Origin of the sequence: Flavivirga aquimarina, assembly GCF_030540835.1 — a bacterium.
Taxonomy (GTDB): Bacteria; Bacteroidota; Bacteroidia; order Flavobacteriales; family Flavobacteriaceae; genus Flavivirga; species Flavivirga aquimarina.
The window spans coordinates 1-18715 of the sequence record NZ_JAUOEK010000163.1 but is presented as its reverse complement, the minus strand read 5'-3'; the positions used below and the strand labels follow the sequence as shown (position 1 = coordinate 18715).

Below are 18715 nucleotides of genomic sequence, written 5' to 3'. Positions count from 1 at the left end.
CGCTACTGTCTCCATTTTACCCAAATAACTGCAACGGGGTTGTTTACATCACCACCATTACTTCTTGCTTCGATAGTAACATAATCGCCTGCGTCAAAATCGATATTATAATCGGTGTAATTAAATGACCCGCCAGACAAACTAATTCGACCATCCAATGAAGCGGTACCGCTATTGCCAACATCACTACCATTTATTTTTAAATCAAACTGTTTATTAGATACACCTCCAGATGATTCAATAGTCAAATAAACAATGGTGCCGTCGAAAGGCATTCTAGGCCCACTTCCATTATTTGTAAGATCACCTGCAAACTCTAAGCGTTCATCATCAGTTCCTCCACTTTTTCCATATTGAAGTGCCGTTGTTTCTAGGCTTAACCATTTACTTCTGGTAGCATCATACATATATAATCTGTCTCCAATTAATGCGATTTGACCCGTAACTGTGCCAGTAGGGGCAGATTGAGCGTTAAGTTCTAATGCAGGAATACCTGTATTTGTTGTTTCTATCTCAAGCTCAGCAGTAGGTGCTGTAGTACCTATGCCAACTTGAGAAAAGCCGATTAAGCAATTAATGCATAGCAGTAATGCTGAAAATGTATTTTTTTTCATGTTTGAGAGAGAATTGAGAGCAATTTTTCTAATTAATCCAAAACAAACATATAAAAAGAGAATTGAAAATCAAAATGTTAGCAGATGAGGTTATGCTGTATATATCTTTGTAGACTATGTGAAAAAGAGACTTAATAACAGGTGTATAAAGGAAAAATGCTACTTTTAAGAGTAGCATTTTTAGTGATATAATAAGAAGTTCGATAAAAGGAATTCAGGTTGTTTTTCTTACGTAAAATGCTGTATAAAGTACTATTAGTCGATGTAAAAGGAAAAAATAAGTTAAAATACTTGATTTACAACGATCTGTAAAAGGTTGCTAACTTTAATTCCTACTTAACAAAAAATTGATTGGCATTAATAGTTGAGTTTACGGTATATGAGTCTGGATTTGTTCCCCATGTAAATTGCATGAAACCACCTCCTGTATTTTGATAATACCAAAATTCTATTCTGTGTTCTCCTCGTGCTAATGTGACACTATTACTTATTGTAACTGGGGATTGGTCGGACCAGTTTTCAACAACCAGAACATTATCGATATATATCCTACTTCCATCGTCAGATCTTGCGTTAAATGTAAAAACACCTGTGTTTTCAACTCTTATTGTACCTACATAATTAAGAATATACCCAATATTGTCTGGTTCTATTGAGGTTCTTGCAGTATCGTCTAAATCGCCATTAAAAACGCCTTGAGAGGTAGGGATTCCAAGTGTACGTTTGTTATCAATATTGGGCTCTGTAGTATTTGCTATGTCCCATGTATAATATTGTAGTCCGGGTTGATTAATACTATTTAAGGAAGATTCAACGATATCTCCATCACTGTCTACACCTAAAAGGTATGTTTCGACTCCTGTGACAGTACCAGTTCCATAATTAGAAAATCTGACATTTCCGCCAGAAACCTCAAGCTGTGCTTGCGGATTTGTTGTACCAATACCTACTTGAGAGAGACTGTAATAACCATTAAGTATTAGTACGATTAAGCATAAATTTTTATTCATTTAAGATAGATTTTAAGGGGGCTTTTAAACTTAAAATTAAGTTGTAACCAAAAGTATAAAACCAGAATTGAAAACCAAAAAATAATCGATTAAAAGAATGTAATATGTATCTTTGCAAACTATGAAAAAAGAGGTTCAATTATTAGTGGATAAAGGTGACCTGTTACCTTTAATGGAAGCGTTTTATACCATACAAGGTGAAGGGTATCATAAAGGAACCGCTGCATATTTTATTCGTATTGGAGGGTGCGATGTAGGATGCCATTGGTGCGATGTAAAAGAAAGTTGGAATGCCGATTTGCATCCACCTACCAAAACGGTTAAGATAGTTGAGGATGCCAAAAAATATAGTGACACTATCGTTGTAACAGGAGGTGAACCTTTAATGTGGGACATGAGCATTTTAACAACTCTATTAAAAGACAATGGACTTCAAACCCATATAGAGACTTCTGGAGCTTATAGAGTAACTGGAACTTGGGATTGGTTTTGTTTATCACCAAAAAAAATGAAGTTGCCTACTCAGGAAGCTTATAATATGGCCAATGAGCTTAAGGTTATCGTTTATAACAAAAATGATTTTCGCTTTGCAGAAGAACAGGCTGCCAAGGTTAATAAAGATTGTATTTTGTATTTGCAACCAGAATGGAGTAAGCGGGATAAGATTGTACCGGAAATTGTGGACTATGTTATGGCTAACCCTAAATGGAAAGTATCACTCCAAACGCATAAATATTTGAATATACCATAAAAAAAAGAACCTTGAAATTTTCAAGGTTCTTTTTTTTATGGTAGTTGAAAAAATGGAAACTATTTCATAGGAACAGCTATTCTAACGGTATCCCATGCTAAATACATGGTACCATCTTTAGAAAAATCAATTGTAAAAGCTTCCAATGATTTCCCTGTAGTCACAGGAACAGAAACTCTAATAACATCATTGGTTTCATTATAAGAATAAGCCCCCCAAACATTTATATCTTTATTTATAATAACAGTCCATTCTTTGTCTCCAGGAATAGTGAAAAGCGAATACTCTCCTGCGCTAATAGCTTTTCCTCCAATTTTCATATCCTTATATAAAGTAATATTGGTTGCTTCATTAGCTCCTGTTCTCCATACTTTTCCGTTTGGAGCTAATGTGCTTAACGCTCTACCTTTAAGTTGAGGTCTACTATAAACAACCTTAACAATGGCAGGACTCTTTCGTGAGGTTTTGTATATAGCAGCATCCATCGGGCTTTTGTCTTTTATTCCTTTAAATTCTTGAGCATTTAAATTAGTACTTAAAAGTATAACAAAAGCAAAAGCTATGGTCGTAATAAATGTTGATTTTTTCATAATAATTTTTTAGATTTTAAGATTAGAATCGTTTAAAGATAAATGTAAATTGTGTTAAGGTTTTTGTAAAAGTCGCTAATGGATGTTAAAATTTACATTTAAAAAAAATTATTTTTTTATGAATTTTATAGATTCTCTTCCTGTATTATTATGAAGATTGATTAGATAGGTGCCAGATGAGAGGTTTTCAATATTAAACTTATATTTTTTTGTTGTTTTATTATCAATTTTATCTCTAGCTAATTGTCTTATAAATTTCGCATTTAAATCATATAATTCAATAAGTAAATTATCATTCGAATCGAATTCAATATCAAACTCAAGAATTGATTCAACAGGATTGGTTTTTAATTTAATTTTTAAAGGTGTTCTTCCGCTTTCATCAATTCTTTTAGTACCTAAAGAATTGTCAGTAAACTTATAGACAGAAGTTCCGCTAGCATAAGCCAAATTTGAGTTGACAATAAAAATTCTATTAAGATTGTTTCCAATGTTTAGATTTGTCCAAGATTCTCCACCATTTAAAGTTTCATAAAAACCTGTGTAATGTCCCCCCATCCATCCTTGGTTTTCGTTTATAAAACCAACAGCTTGTATTTCGGTTTCTGGTGCGTCGTAGCTTAGCCATGTTAAACCTCCATCAACCGATTTAACTAATTTCCCTGGGTTAGGGGATACAGCTTCAATAGAACCAAAAAGTACATTTGTATTACTTTCCAATACTTGCATTTTCCATAAATATTCCCCTATAATGTTGGAATTATATATTTCTGTCCAAGAAACACCTCCATCAGTTGTTTTTAAAATAGTTGCTCCACTATTACTTCGACCAGAGACAAAACCTATATCTTCTGTTAAAAAATAAATTTCGACAAGCTCACTAGCATAGCTAGACATATCTATGAATTGCCATGTGGCTCCGCTATCGGTAGATTTGATAATAAACGCAGGTCCAAGATATGAGCCACAACCATATATTGTAGACGAACCAACTGTATTCAGACCACAAATTGCTCGTGGATTTGTAGGTAAATTGGTAACTTCTGTCCAAGTGGTTCCGCCATCGTTAGTTTTAAAAAACACGCTGTTTAATGTGCCTAAAAAACCAATATTTTCATCTAAAAATTCAATATTTCTAAAGTAGTAATCTCCTCCAAGAATCGTTTCATTTAATTGCTCAGACCAAGTATTACCACCGTCTATAGTTTTGTAAACCGCTGCAAAACCCCCATTTGCAGCCCAACCAATATTTTCATCGATAAAGAAAACATCATCATAACGCTGATTATTAATATTGGGCGAAATATTTGTGAAGGTTTGCCAGTTAGATTGTGCATTTGCACAGAAAAAAAAGAGTAGACATATTAGCTTTAAAATTCTCATAAAATATAATTGTAGGTTAATAGGTGCAAGTTATTGAAATTTGTAAATATTCATTTAAGTAGTTAGTTATTTTTAATAACTTTAACATTCATTTCTTCTACCTTTTTATTTGATAATAAAGATGGCGCTCCAAATAATAAATCTTCACTGGTTCCTGTTTTTGGGAATGCCATGACTTCACGAATAGATGCTTTTTTCTCTAAGATCATCATCAATCTGTCAATACCCCAAGCTATTCCGCCGTGTGGTGGTGCACCATAATGAAAGGATTTATACATTGTACCAACGCTTTTAAGCATTTCTTCTTTATTGTAACCCATGTTTTTATAGGTTGCTTCCAATATTTCAGGTTTGTGAGCACGAACAGAACCACCGCCTATTTCGTAACCATTTAAGATAAGGTCGTATTGTTGGGCTATAATCGACCCTATTTCTTCTTCCTTACCATTCATATGCTTTTCAATGTCATAAATAGCTGGCATTGAGAAGGGGTTATGGGTAAATGTCCAACGGTCTTCATCAGTTTTTTCAAACATAGGGAAGTCTACTACCCAAGCTGGTCTTAATTCCTTTGGATTGATTAAACGCAACATACTACCCAGTTCTTGACGAACGGCATCCAAAGCTTTATTTGCTGTCGCGTAATCTGCAGCTGAGAAAAATACAATATCGCCAACTTGAGCATTGGTAGTTTTAATGATACCTGCTGCAATATCTTCACCTAAAAACTTAATGATTGGTGATTGCAAATCGTTTTCATTAACAATAATATAGGCTAAACCACCTAGACCATGTTGTTGGGCGATGGCTGTTAACTTTTCTATTTGTCCTTTAGACAAACGTTTCTTTCCTTGTTCTTCGGCAGATACTTTAATACACTTTACAATACCACCTTCATCAATAGGTTTACTAAATACTTGAAAAGTGGTGTCTTTTACAATATCTGTAATGTCTTGTAACTGTAAGCCAAAGCGTAAATCGGGTCTGTCGCAACCATAGTTATCCATCGCCTCTTTATAGGTAAGAACTTCAAACGGATGTAAAATCCATTTTTTACCATATATCTTCTTAACTATATCATTGAACATATTCGTGTTCAAATCTATAATTTGTTGCATACTGGCATAAGCCATTTCTATATCTAACTGCGTAAATTCCGGTTGTCGATCACCACGAGAATCTTCATCTCTAAAACAGCGTGCAATTTGGAAATACTTTTCGTAACCACTTACCATCAACATTTGTTTGAATTGTTGAGGTGCTTGAGGTAATGTGTAAAATGCGCCTGCCTGTTTACGTGTTGGGACGATAAACTCTCTGGCGCCTTCATCTGTTCCTGCACTTAAAATAGGCGTTTCAATTTCTAAGAAATTTTGTTCGTCTAAAACATCACGCATTAACTTAATTACCTTATGACGGTTAATAATGACTCTGCGAACATCATTATTTCTGTGATCTAAATATTTATATTGAAAACGCGTCGTTTCATTCGTTTTAGTTGCTCTTTTTATCTCGAAAGGAAGTGTTTTAGATAGATTTAAAATCTCTAATTCGTATGCTTCTAATTCTATTCTCCCTGTTCTTAAAGCAGCATTATAATCATCTTCTTTACGTTGAACTAGTGTTCCTGTAACTGTTATAACCGATTCTGGTTTTAATTTTACTAGTTCATCTAAATTAGGAAAAGACTCTCTGCTTAAACGTACTTGAAAAACTTCGTTACTAGAATCTCTTAAATCTATAAAAATAAGTTCACCATGGTCACGAACACTTGATACCCATCCGGAAAAAGTAACTTTCTCAGAGATGTTTTCTTCAGAAATATCTGAAATCAAATGTGTTCTATATTCATCTTTTACAACAATAGGAATATCGGGTAATACTTCTTCCTGTTTAGATTGGGCTTCGACTGTGTTTAACTCAATATTTGTTGGTTGCTGGTTGCTGGTTGTTGGAGAATTTTGAGTGCTCGGTTCTGTGTCTTGTAACTGGTTAAGAATCTCTGCTCGTATTACTTTTCCTGAAGCACCTTTACCAATAATTGCAATGACTTTACCAACAAGTATTCCTGCTTTTCCTTGATTTCCGTCTTTAATATCATTTGCTACGGCTTCGTTTTCAGAAATCACCTTTTTAATGGCCTCTTGAATTTGAGATTCAGAAATCGTATTATCTTCAAAATACTTATTGTAATCGAAATCTCTGTCTTTTAGATAGGATGTAATCGCATTTTGAACCAATACAGATGTTATTTTTTCATCTCTAAACAGTTCGAAAATTTCAATAAGATGTTCAATTCTATGAATATCAGCATAGTCATCTGCACCAATATTATTAACCAATGTTTTGGCAACAAAAGAGGGGTCTTTAAGCTTATTATTTATAGCAATAAAGGTTTCGGAACGTAATGAATCTGCTGTAAAAAATTTAGCATCTTGCGGTAATACACCACCTTTAATCAAAATAGATTCAACAGCAAAAGGAAGGGTGCTGGTATCTACCTGAATAGTATCTACAACCTCTTTAATAGAAACAAAAGGTAAGTCGGGTTCTGAAATAAAACGATAATCGGCTTCAAACTCCTTTTTACGCATGGTTTTGGTTTGCTTTAATTCGGCATCCCATAAAACGGTGGTTTGTTCTGGCCTAAATTCTTTATGCTCTATATAATAGTTAAATTGTTTTTCAACTTCTTCTTTTAAAGCCTCTACCATAAACTTAAATGAGTTTAAGTTTTTAATTTCGGTACGTGGGTTTAAATTGTAACTGTGTTTTTTACGAAGCGATACAGAAACATCCGATTTAAACTCCCCTTTTTCAAGGTTTGCTTCAGATATTTTTAAATTCTGAACAATACGTTGGATGTATTGCGCATAGGTTGATGCATCTTCAATATGACGAATACAGGGTTCGGTTACAATTTCAATAAGTGGCACACCGGCTTTATTAAAATCGACTAACGATACTGTTTTTTCGTGCATCAATTTGGCGGCATCTTCTTCTATATGTACCTGCGTTAAATTAACGGTAAATTGAGACCCGTCATTTCTAAAACAAGAGACTTGTCCGTCAGGTATGATGGGGTTATGAAACTGTGTTATTTGAATATTCTTCGGGTTATCCGGGTATTCGTAATGTTTCCTGTCCCAAGAAATTATTTCGTTTTCAAAAGACGATTTTACCGCCTTTCCAAAATAAATGGCTTTGTTGACCGCCTCTTTATTAATGGCAGGTAATACCCCCATTTGTCCTGTACAAACAGAGCATATATGTTCGTTTGGTGTTTCTATTTCCTGGTTTGGGCAAGAACAAAACAACTTGGTTTTGGTATTTAATCGTACGTGAGTTTCCAGTCCGATTACCAATTCTAACTCGTGGGCTTTTAATGCCGCGTCTAATTGTTCCAATTCCATTATATCGTATCTTTTAAGAAGTTAGCAAACTTCAAAACGAGTTCATCATTATTTTTTGCTGCTGTAACCTGTAAACCAGTTTGAGTTCCTTGAGGTACCGTTAAGGTTGGCAATTGCCCTAAACTAAAGCCTACCGTGTAAGCATCAGATAAGTACATGGCTAGAGGGTCTTTTAAACTATCTCCTATTTTAGGTGGTATACTTGGTGTAACTGGGGATAAGATAATATCCACTTCTTCGAAATCTTTTTCAAAATTTTCAGAAATAGCATCTCTTAAGGCCAGACCTTTTAAATAGATTTCATCAGAAAACCCCTGAGATAATACTTGATTACCACCAACAATTCTGCGTTTGGTTTCTTCAGAGAATTTCTCAGATCGTGTTACGGCATAAGATTCTTTTAGGTCTTTATCATCAATACGATCCCCGTAATTAGTACCGTCTAAACGAGATAGGTTAGAAGCTGTTTCTGCCATAGCTAAAGTATAATAAGTAGAAACCAGAATATCAGATTTAAAGAAATCCAGTTCTTTTACTTGAATGCCTTTAGCTTTTATTTTTTCAATAGATGCTAAAAAGTCTTCTTTAATTTGCGTATCAATCGCTTCGCTTTCAATAAAGTTTTTAAAGTAACCAACGGTTTTAATACCAGTCGTGTCTAAAATGCTTGTTTCTTCAATACTTTCCGAAGTATAAGTCGTTTGGTCTTTGGTGTCTTTTCCACTCATTGTATTTAAGACAATACGAATATCTTCAACAGATGTTGCTATGGGACCTACACAATCTGTAGACGATGCATAAGCCATTAAACCGTAACGCGAAATACGTCCGTAAGTTGGTTTTAAACCATATACATTATTATAACCTGCTGGTTGACGTACAGAACCACCTGTATCACCACCAATAGAAAAAACGGTATAATCTTTAGCAACGTTTACAGCAGATCCTCCACTAGAACCACCACCAACTAATTCGGGGTTAACAGCATTTTTAACAGCTCCAAAAATAGTGTTTTCGCTAGATGATCCGTGACCAAAACTATCGCAGTTTTCTTTAACAATAGGTATAGCGCCTGCATCCAATAATTTTTGTATCGCAGTAGCTGTATATGCCGATTTATAATTTTTAAGCAAGTCTGAACTCGCCGTTGCATAAGTACCTTGAAGCATATACACATCTTTAATGCCAAATGGAATACCTTCTAGTAACCCAATGTTTTCACCGTTGGCAATTTTGGTATCTACTTTAGTTGCTTGTTCTAAAGCCAATTCAGATAATAGGGAATTTACAGTGTTATGTGTATTCTCTTTAAGAGCACTTAATTTTTCTTGCACCAGATCGACACAAGATATTTTCTTATCTATCAGTTGCTGATGGATTTGTTGTATTTGAGATTCCATAACTATGCATCTATAACTTTAGAAACTACTAAATAACCGTTTTTCTCTTTCGGGAAATTATCTTTAATGATTTGTTTTTCCAAAGCTGAACTTTCAATCACTTCATCTTCTCTCAAATTATCTAAGGACACACTATTATTATGATTGTTATTAAAGGGATTATTATTTGTTGTTTGTGCATTTTTAATCACGTCAAATAATTTGCTCACAGCCTCAGAGGGTTGTGCGCCTTTAATACTCGACAATACGTCGACTGTCATAATTTTACTCATGGTTTCATTTATTAGATTAACAAAAAAGCCTTCCGAATCCGGAAGGCTTTATATATTTTTAAACAATAACCTTCCTGATCCTAAAAATTAGGATTATTGAAATTATTATTGTTGTTATTTATTAACATAAAATTTTATCTGATGTCAAATATATATAGAATAAATTTACTAAACATTATTTTTCCCTATCTAATATTTTTATTGTCAAATTAATAAAAAACTTAAAATTAATTTATTGGTTTTATAATGATTATTCGTTTAGGCTTCATTCTTGATAGAATGTTTGGTTGTTATGAATCAGAAAAAGTGAATTTTTACTAGATTTAATTAATGATATTGTTATTTGTTCAAATTTCTTTTTTTGAGGTTTTTCTATTATAATAGTTGTTTGAAATAGATATAACTTACCTTGAACAAAGTTGAAACTTATCCTCTAAACGACTTTACTGTTTTCTAATCTTGTCAATTGTGTAAAAAACGACCAAAATTCATTTTAAGCTACTTTTTAGGCGATTTAAGCCATTTTTAAGAAATTAACAATTGTTGATAATTATTGTATAAAGTCTCTGAAATGCTTTTTAACGGCGTGGCGATTTTGTATATTTGTTTATAACCAAAAAATGATGCCTTAGCGTCATTTTTTTATGAGATAAAGACAAATTTTTTTAACCTATAGATAATAATATGAGTCAAGACAAAGAAGAGTTTAATAAGCATAATTATTCGGCTGATAGTATTCAAGCTTTAGAAGGTATGGAGCATGTACGTATGCGTCCGTCTATGTATATTGGAGATGTTGGTGTGCGTGGTTTACACCATTTAGTATATGAGGTGGTTGATAATTCTATTGATGAAGCCCTTGCTGGTCATTGTGATAATATTACAGTAACTATAAATGAAGATAATTCTATAACAACAGAAGATGATGGTCGTGGTATTCCGGTAGACTTACATAAAAAAGAAGGTGTTTCTGCACTTGAGGTTGTTATGACTAAAATTGGAGCAGGAGGGAAGTTTGATAAAGATTCTTATAAAGTATCTGGAGGACTGCATGGTGTTGGTGTAAGTTGTGTAAATGCTTTATCAGAACATTTAAAAGCAACCGTATATAGAGGAGGTAAGGTCTATGAGCAGGAATATGAACGAGGAAAAGCGATGTATCCTGTTAAATCGATTGGAGACACAGAGAAAAGAGGAACTATCGTTACTTTTAAGCCAGACCCTACTATTTTTACACAGACTTTAGAATATAGCTACGATACGCTGGCTAGTAGGTTACGTGAGTTAGCCTATTTAAATAAAGGGATTACAGTTCATTTAGTTGATAAAAGGCATAAAAAAGAAGATGGCGAATTTGAAGGCGAAACGTTCCACTCTAAAGAAGGCTTAAAAGAATTTATTAAGTATTTGGATGCCACTCGAGAACCTTTAATGAAAGATGTTATTGCTTTTGAAGGTGAAAAAAACGGTGTACCTGTTGAAGTAGCTATGATTTATAATACATCATATGCAGAGAATTTACACTCTTATGTAAACAATATTAATACACATGAAGGCGGAACACACTTATCGGGTTTTAGACGTGGTTTGACACATACCTTGAAAAAGTTTGCAGATGGTTCCGGTATGTTAGATAAGTTAAAATTCGATATTGCAGGTGATGATTTTCGTGAAGGATTAACAGCTATTATTTCTGTAAAAGTACAAGAACCCCAATTTGAAGGTCAAACAAAAACAAAGTTAGGAAACAGAGAAGTATCTGCATCTGTAAGTCAGGCGGTTTCTGAAATGTTAACAGATTATTTGGAAGAGCATCCAGATGACGCAAAAACCATTGTTCAGAAAGTGATTTTGGCAGCTCAAGCACGTCATGCCGCCCAAAAAGCGCGTGAAATGGTACAGCGTAAGACAGTGATGTCTATTGGAGGGTTGCCTGGGAAATTATCCGATTGTTCAGAACAAGATCCTGCAAAATGTGAAGTTTTCCTGGTTGAGGGAGATTCGGCAGGTGGAACTGCAAAGCAAGGACGTGATAGAGCATTTCAAGCCATTCTTCCATTGCGTGGAAAAATATTGAATGTTGAAAAAGCCATGCAACATAAAGTATTCGAAAACGAAGAGATTAAAAATATATTTACAGCACTAGGTGTTACCATAGGTACCGAAGAAGATAGTAAAGCATTAAACCTTTCTAAATTACGTTACCACAAAGTCGTTATAATGTGTGATGCCGATATTGATGGTAGTCATATTGCGACTTTAATTTTAACGTTCTTTTTTAGATATATGAAAGAACTCATTGAAAACGGACATATATATATTGCTACACCGCCATTATATTTAGTTAAGCGTGGTGCAAAAAAGAAATATGCATGGTCTGATAAAGAGCGTGACGATATTATAAGTGAATTTGGAGATGGATCAAAAATTCAGCGTTACAAAGGTCTTGGAGAGATGAATGCAGAGCAACTTTGGGATACGACTATGAATCCCGAATTTAGAACCATGCGTTTAGTACAAATAGATAATGGTACCGAAGCCGATAGAATTTTCTCTATGCTAATGGGAGATGAAGTACCACCTCGTAGAGATTTCATTGAAAAGAATGCCATCTATGCTAATATAGATGCTTAAATAAACAAGAAAATAAATTATTTAGACCCCTGATATTTGTAAATGTCAGGGGTTCTTTTTTTATAAAAATATCGTTGAAGTGCATTTTTTAACGATAAAAGTTGCATAGCGTGGTTTTTTTTGTACTTTTGCTACAACTAAATTAATAAAAGATGAAAAAGTTAACCTTACTATGTTTACTGCTTTTAGTAACACATGTGTCCCGTTCGCAAGAACTGGAAAGTATTTTACTCGCTGCTGGAGAAGATGCAAACAAACTGGCAAAGAGTTATATGAATCCTGCCATGTCAGGATTAATTTATGGTATGAATAGCGGATGGTATCATACCGCAAAAGTTCATAAAAAATTAGGATTCGATATTACCATTGGCCTAAATGCTTCTAAAGTGCCATCAAAAGATGAGCTTTTTAGTATAGCAGATTTAGGGCTAACCAGCATAACAGCTCCAGGATCTCCCTTAACTCCAACCGTTGCCGGTTCTGGAGATGGTACAACATTAAATGTAAATGCCATTGTACAAGGACAGGCTGTAACCGCTTCTTTTGATATGCCTTCTGGCATTGATGATGATTTACCTTTGGGTTCCATACCAACTCCTGCAATACAAGCAGGTGTAGGCTTACCTTATAAATTCGATGTGATGTTGCGTTTTGTTCCAGAAGTAGGAAGCGATGATGCAAAGGGTAAGTTGTTTGGTGTTGGTCTTAAAAAAGAAATAACAAGTATTTTAGGTCCCTTAGATAAATTGCCTTTACATCTTTCAGTATTAGCGGCATATACATCTATGAATGTAAATTATACTATGGATGGTACAGAAATACCGGGAGACAACCAAAGAGCAGAATTTAAATTAAATTCATTTACCGTACAGGCTATAGGGTCGTTAAACTTTCCAATTATTAATGTTTATGCCGGACTAGGATATGGTGGTGGTAACTCAACATTAAAAATGTTGGGAACATACGATTTAGAATATACACCAATAGCATCCGGACCAACCATTACAGAAACTGTTACAGACCCTTTAAATCTTGACTTTGATGCCGGTGGTTTTAGAACGACACTTGGGCTTAGATTAAGTCTTGGTTTTTTTAAGATTTTTGCAGATTATACATTACAAGAATACAATACATTATCCGCAGGAATTGCGTTTAGTTTTAGATAAAAATATAAATAAAAAAATATTTAGTTTTAGTTAGTTTATATTTAGTTTTTAGTTTTAAAAAGTACAAGATTTAATCTTGTACTTTTTTTATTAAGAGTATATTAATTCGTAATTTTGCATGATTAAAATCATAAAATTTTGACTTTTATTTTGTGAAATTTGTATCGATAAAAGGTCATTAAAGAAAGAATCATTTAAGAATTACTAATAACAATAAAAATAATATAAATGAAAGTAACAGTTGTAGGAGCAGGCGCAGTAGGTGCAAGTTGTGCAGAGTATATTGCCATTAAAGATTTTGCTTCAGAAGTCGTTTTATTAGACATCAAAGAAGGCTATGCAGAAGGAAAAGCTATGGATTTAATGCAAACGGCATCATTAAATGGTTTTGATACTAAAATAACAGGTATTACTAACGATTACAGTAAAACCGCAAATAGTGATATTTGTGTTATTACTTCAGGAATTCCTCGTAAACCGGGAATGACACGTGAGGAATTAATTGGAATCAATGCCGGTATTGTAAAAGCAGTATCATCTAGCTTAATAGAACATTCTCCAAATACGATTCTTATCGTAGTTAGTAACCCAATGGATACGATGACTTATTTAGCACATAAATCTACCAATCTGCCTAAAAATAGAATTATTGGTATGGGTGGTGCTTTAGACTCTGCTCGATTTAAATATAGATTAGCGGAAGCTTTAGGAGCGCCTATTAGCGATGTTGATGGTATGGTAATTGGTGGACATAGCGATACAGGTATGGTCCCATTAACAAGTCATGCAACCAGAAACAGTATTAAAGTATCTGAGTTTTTAAGTGAAGACAGATTAAACCAAGTAAAAGAAGATACTAAAGTAGGAGGTGCTACACTTACTAAATTGTTAGGAACTTCTGCTTGGTATGCACCAGGAGCAGCGGTTAGTGCTTTGGTACAAGCTATTGCTTGCGACCAGAAAAAAATGTTCCCTTGTTCTACATTTTTAGAAGGTGAATATGGTTTAAACGATATTTGTATTGGAGTACCGGTTATCTTAGGTAAAAACGGTATAGAAAGTATAGTAGATATTCCTTTAAGTGATGCTGAAAAAGCGCACATGCAAACAAGTGCAGAAGGTGTTAGAAAAACGAATGGTTTATTAGAATTGTAACATTCAATACTTTAAAAAACATATTTATATAAAGACTGTAGAAATACAGTCTTTATTTTTTATATTTGATGCGCAAAACATTCATAATATTATGAAATTAGTTATTATGGATGCGATTACCTTTAAATACATTAGATATAAACACGCATGAAAGCGAAATGGTACTTTAGTGCTTTAGTTATTGCCCTTACTTTATTAGGTGTTTGCCAGAAGCAAATTTCTGTACCAAATCAGGAAATTGTCATGGAGTTTATCTATGATGAGGTAACATCTGATGAGGTTCAAGATGCGATTGCAATTGTAAAGAAACAATTGTATACCTTAGGCATAAACAATATACAAGTAGGAGAGAAAGAAGATGGCAGGTTAAAAATTACGTATTACAGCGATGTTAACGTAGCCAGAATAAAACAATTACTTTCTAAAGAAAAAAATCTAGAACTTGATTACGCTTCACATAATCAGGATAAAGAGAAGAATGAGTTTCCTTTCAACGACAGTAAAAATAGTTATAACCTAGATGTATATGAAATCCAAAAAGGAGCAGACAGTGAGTCTGACCTTAATGGAATTTTTGTTGTTGAGTTAAAGCATGAATACGATCGGTTTTTTAATCCAAATCTGTATGTTGATATTATAGATGGTTATGAAAAAGCCAGGATTGTTAAAATAACTTATAAAGTACGTAGAAATATTGCTATTGCAATAGATGATATGTCACATCATGTTCCCGATGTTAGAGCTGGACCAGTAGCTATCAGGAATTCTTAACCTTAATGTTTTTTACATACAAAGAACTAGATGCCTTTGTGAAATAGAGGTGATATTTTAAAAAACATTTTCCAAAAAACAAAATATAATAAGGTAAGTCTTTATTTAATAAAGTTAACAAGCTCTTATTTAAATCATAAAAAATAATTGTCAAATTATTAGGAAAACAGTGTGTTTGTCCGTTTTAATAAATTTGACCAAAAAATAATAGAATAATGCAAAATAAAGGATTAGTAAAACTATTTGCAGTGCTGTTCGGGGTGGTAAGTATTTACCAATTATCGTTCACATTTAAATCCAATCAAATAGAAAGTAGTGCAGAGGAGATGGCTATTAATAAAATTCCGGAATCGGAAGACGATTATCGAGCCAAAAGAAGCCTGGAGGAAGTTAATTACTTAGAGTCTATAGCGACAGATACTGTTTTTAATCTTGGTGTTGCGAAATTCACTTATAATGAGGTGAAAGAAAAAGCGATGCCTTTAGGTTTAGACCTTAAAGGAGGTGTTAGTGTAACATTACAAATATCTGTAAGAGATATTTTAGAAGGGTTGGCAAACAAAAGTAAAGACCCTGCATTTAATAAAGCATTAGATGATGCCTTAGAACTTCAAAAAGATGCTCAAGAGTCTTATTTAGAGTCTTTTTTCAGAGCGTTTGATGCTGTTAAAGGAGATACAAAATTAGCATCGCCAGATATTTTTTATACAAAGGATCTGGATGGCGAAATTAATAGTAATATGTCTGATGATGAGGTAGAACAGGTGATAGAGAGAAAAGTAGACGAATCTATTGTTTCGGCTTTCGAAGTATTACGTAAACGTATTGATGAATTTGGTGTTACACAGCCTACTATCCAGCGTCTTGGTAATTCTGGTCGTATTTTAGTTGAATTACCGGGAGTTAAAGATAAAGAACGTGCCCTTAAATTATTACAGAATACTGCTCAATTAGAGTTTTGGGATGCTTATAAAGGAGAGCAATTCTTTGGCTTTTTAGCACAAGCTAACGATCTTTTAAAAGAATCTGTTAAGCCTGCTGAGGCAGAAGAAGAACAAGAACCTCAAGATGGAGAAACCGAAAGTGATGATAATACCATTGAAGAGCTTTTAGGAGATGCTACAACAGATTCTACAGTTGTTGAAACTGAAAATAATCCTATTTTCGATTTATTTAGAGGTCAAGGATATCAAGGCGGTCCAATTATTGGAAGGTTCGAACTTAAAGATAAGGAGACAATTCTTGATTATTTAAACAGACCAGAAGTAAAAGCCTTGTTACCTGCGGAACAACGCTATGCAAAATTTGTTTTTGGGAAGCCAGAAAAAGATAGTGAGATAGTAGATTTATATGCTTTAGTAGGGAATAGAGATAATACACCTCCGCTAAGTGGTGGCGTTATTGTTGATGCCCGTAATCAATTTGACGCTGCAAATAGATCTGAAGTTTCTATGCAGATGAATGCAAAAGGAGCTAAGATTTGGGAAGAAATGACAGGGAAGGCTTATACACAGCAAAGTCATATAGCTATTGTTTTAGATGATGTTGTGTATTCAGCTCCAGGTGTTACAACAGGGGCTATTGCAGGAGGAAGTTCTTCAATTTCAGGAAATTTCACATTAAATGAAGCTGTCGATTTAGCAAATGTATTACGTGCAGGAAAATTACCTGCTTCTGCAGATATTATTCAAAGTGAAGTAGTAGGTCCATCTCTTGGTCAAGAAGCTATAGATAGCGGTACGATGTCATTCTTAATCGCATTGGTTTTAGTATTAGTATGGATGATATTTTATTATGGAAAAGCTGGTGTTTTTGCAGATATCGCGATGTTATTAAACATTTTATTAATCTTTGGTATTTTATCTGGATTAGGCGCTGTGTTAACATTACCTGGTATTGCAGGTATTGTATTAACTATAGGTATGTCGGTGGATGCGAACGTACTTATATTTGAGCGTATTCGTGAAGAATTAACTAAAGGAAAAGGGATTAAAGAAGCTATTAGAGATGGTTTTAGTAATGCATTATCTTCCATTTTAGATGCAAACATTACGACTGGTTTAACAGCATTAATTTTATTCATATTTGGTTCTGGACCAATTAAAGGGTTTGCAACGACATTATTAATAGGTATAGGTACTTCTTTATTTACAGCTATATTTATTACTAGATTGTTAATTGACTGGTTTGCGAATAAAGGAGGTAAGTTAGATTTTTCTACGCCAATAACGAAAAACCTTTTTAGAGATATAAATATAGAGTTCTTACAGAAACGTAAAATAGCTTACATCATTTCTGGTGCTTTTATTTTGTTGAGTTTAGGATCGTTATTTACTAATAGTTTAGACCAAGGTGTCGATTTTGTTGGAGGTAGAACATATCAAGTGCGTTTTGCTCAAGATGTTAGTGCTTCAGAGATTACAGGTGTTTTATCGCAACCAGACGTTTTTGGTAGTGCCGATGCCAAAACTTTTGGTGATGCCAATCAATTAAAAATCACAACAAAATATCAAGTAAATGAGACAGGAGCAGAGGTAGATGAAGCTATTAGAAAATCGTTATTTGATGCCTTACAACCATATTTTGACGGCATGTCTTACGAAGATTTTATTAGTGATTCTGATACTAAGACTGTCGGTTTAATGAAATACGATAAAGTGAGTCCAACGATTGCAGATGATATTAAACAAGCATCATTCTGGGCTATTTTAGGATCTTTAATAGTCGTGTTCTTATATATCTTAATTCGTTTTAAAAGATGGCAGTTCTCATTAGGTGCCGTTGCGGCAGTATTTCATGATGTATTAATTGTTTTAGGGATATTCTCTTTAACATATAAGTTTATGCCATTTAATATGGAAATAGATCAAGCATTTATTGCTGCTATTTTAACGGTTATAGGTTACTCACTAAATGATACCGTGGTTGTGTTTGATAGAATTCGTGAGTTCTTTAACGATCATGCCAATTGGGAGTTTAATCGTGTTGTAAATGTATCGCTTAGTAGTACATTAAGTAGAACATTAAATACGTCGTTAACAACTCTTGTTGTGTTATTAGCAATCTTTATTTTTGGTGGAGATTCCATTAGAGGATTTATGTTTGCCTTAATAGTAGGTGTTATAGTAGGTACGTATTCATCTTTATTTATTGCAACACCGATCATGTATGATTCAGTTCAAAAACTGGAAGATAAAAAGAAGAAAAAAAACTAACTCAAATTATTTTTTCTTCATAAAGAGAGCTCATCAACATTTGTTGATGGGCTCTTTTGGTTAAGTGCTTCTGTAAAGTAGATGTATACTCTGCAAACGTCGACTGGATTATTAAGGCTAATTTCTCTAGTTGGGTTTAAGCGTTCCGGACTAGATCCTAATATCATTAAGTAGTGCTTTGTAATTCTATTTAAGCTTGTTCTTATACCAATTATTATTTAAAATGAGCTATAAATAATTTGAATTATATTTTGTTCAGATAAGATAGAAAATTCAATCATAGCCTTAGTTATGGTTTTATACCCAGTCAAGCTGAGCACATGTTTTATATTGAAATATGA

General features: G+C 33.7%; 14 protein-coding genes. 6 read left to right on the top strand and 8 right to left on the bottom strand.

Annotated features, from left to right (window positions below):
- Nucleotides 1–2 precede the first annotated feature (2 nt).
- Nucleotides 3–614 carry a hypothetical protein gene (locus Q4Q35_RS17410; RefSeq protein WP_303279298.1) on the bottom strand — a complete coding sequence of 204 codons (612 nt, stop codon included), beginning with the start codon at nt 612–614 and terminating at the stop codon, nt 3–5.
- 332 nt (nt 615–946) lie between these two features.
- Complete coding sequence (locus Q4Q35_RS17405) at nt 947–1624, bottom strand: PA14 domain-containing protein (RefSeq protein ID WP_303279297.1); 678 nt, start codon at nt 1622–1624, stop codon at nt 947–949.
- Nucleotides 1625–1745: 121 nt separating this feature from the next.
- On the opposite strand from Q4Q35_RS17405, the gene Q4Q35_RS17400 reads away from it, so the two are divergent.
- Nucleotides 1746–2375: a 7-carboxy-7-deazaguanine synthase QueE gene (locus Q4Q35_RS17400; RefSeq protein ID WP_303279296.1), complete on the top strand. Its 630-nt coding sequence runs from the start codon at nt 1746–1748 to the stop codon at nt 2373–2375.
- A 59-nt stretch (nt 2376–2434) separates the two neighbouring features.
- On the opposite strand, the gene Q4Q35_RS17395 is transcribed toward Q4Q35_RS17400, so the two are convergent.
- The 5 genes from Q4Q35_RS17395 to Q4Q35_RS17375 all read right to left on the bottom strand — a co-directional run bounded on the left by Q4Q35_RS17395 (nt 2435) and on the right by Q4Q35_RS17375 (nt 9421).
- A complete protein-coding gene (locus Q4Q35_RS17395; protein WP_303279295.1) occupies nt 2435–2965 on the bottom strand; it encodes a DUF2911 domain-containing protein in 531 nt (176 codons plus the stop codon).
- A gap of 108 nt (nt 2966–3073) precedes the next feature.
- The gene (locus Q4Q35_RS17390) at nt 3074–4348 is read right to left on the bottom strand and encodes a YCF48-related protein (RefSeq protein WP_303279294.1); all 1275 of its coding nucleotides are present in this window, start codon (nt 4346–4348) and stop codon (nt 3074–3076) included.
- A gap of 62 nt (nt 4349–4410) precedes the next feature.
- Nucleotides 4411–7761 (bottom strand): bifunctional amidotransferase subunit GatB/aspartate--tRNA ligase AspS, encoded by a 3351-nt coding sequence (gene gatB/aspS, locus Q4Q35_RS17385; RefSeq protein ID WP_303279293.1) that lies wholly within the window; start codon nt 7759–7761, stop codon nt 4411–4413.
- Nucleotides 7761–9161: an amidase family protein gene (locus tag Q4Q35_RS17380; RefSeq protein WP_303279292.1), complete on the bottom strand. Its 1401-nt coding sequence runs from the start codon at nt 9159–9161 to the stop codon at nt 7761–7763. The genes gatB/aspS and Q4Q35_RS17380 overlap by 1 nt, the downstream gene beginning before the upstream one ends.
- Before the next feature lie 2 nt (nt 9162–9163).
- Entirely contained in the window at nt 9164–9421 is a 258-nt protein-coding gene (locus Q4Q35_RS17375) for a hypothetical protein (RefSeq protein WP_303279291.1), read from the bottom strand.
- A 696-nt stretch (nt 9422–10117) separates the two neighbouring features.
- Here Q4Q35_RS17375 and gyrB point away from each other — a divergent pair.
- The 5 genes from gyrB (at nt 10118) to secDF (ending at nt 18374) form a co-directional block, all read left to right on the top strand.
- A complete protein-coding gene (gene gyrB, locus Q4Q35_RS17370; protein ID WP_303279290.1) occupies nt 10118–12067 on the top strand; it encodes a DNA topoisomerase (ATP-hydrolyzing) subunit B in 1950 nt (649 codons plus the stop codon).
- 152 nt (nt 12068–12219) lie between these two features.
- Nucleotides 12220–13233 carry a DUF6588 family protein gene (locus tag Q4Q35_RS17365; protein ID WP_303279289.1) on the top strand — a complete coding sequence of 338 codons (1014 nt, stop codon included), beginning with the start codon at nt 12220–12222 and terminating at the stop codon, nt 13231–13233.
- Nucleotides 13234–13461: 228 nt separating this feature from the next.
- Entirely contained in the window at nt 13462–14388 is a 927-nt protein-coding gene (mdh, locus tag Q4Q35_RS17360; protein WP_303279288.1) for a malate dehydrogenase, read from the top strand.
- A 147-nt stretch (nt 14389–14535) separates the two neighbouring features.
- Complete coding sequence (locus Q4Q35_RS17355) at nt 14536–15159, top strand: hypothetical protein (RefSeq protein ID WP_303279287.1); 624 nt, start codon at nt 14536–14538, stop codon at nt 15157–15159.
- 215 nt (nt 15160–15374) lie between these two features.
- The gene (gene secDF / locus Q4Q35_RS17350; RefSeq protein ID WP_303279286.1) at nt 15375–18374 is read left to right on the top strand and encodes a protein translocase subunit SecDF; all 3000 of its coding nucleotides are present in this window, start codon (nt 15375–15377) and stop codon (nt 18372–18374) included.
- A gap of 17 nt (nt 18375–18391) precedes the next feature.
- Here secDF and Q4Q35_RS17345 read toward each other — a convergent pair whose 3' ends face one another.
- Nucleotides 18392–18541 (bottom strand): hypothetical protein, encoded by a 150-nt coding sequence (locus tag Q4Q35_RS17345; protein ID WP_303279285.1) that lies wholly within the window; start codon nt 18539–18541, stop codon nt 18392–18394.
- Nucleotides 18542–18715 lie beyond the last annotated feature (174 nt).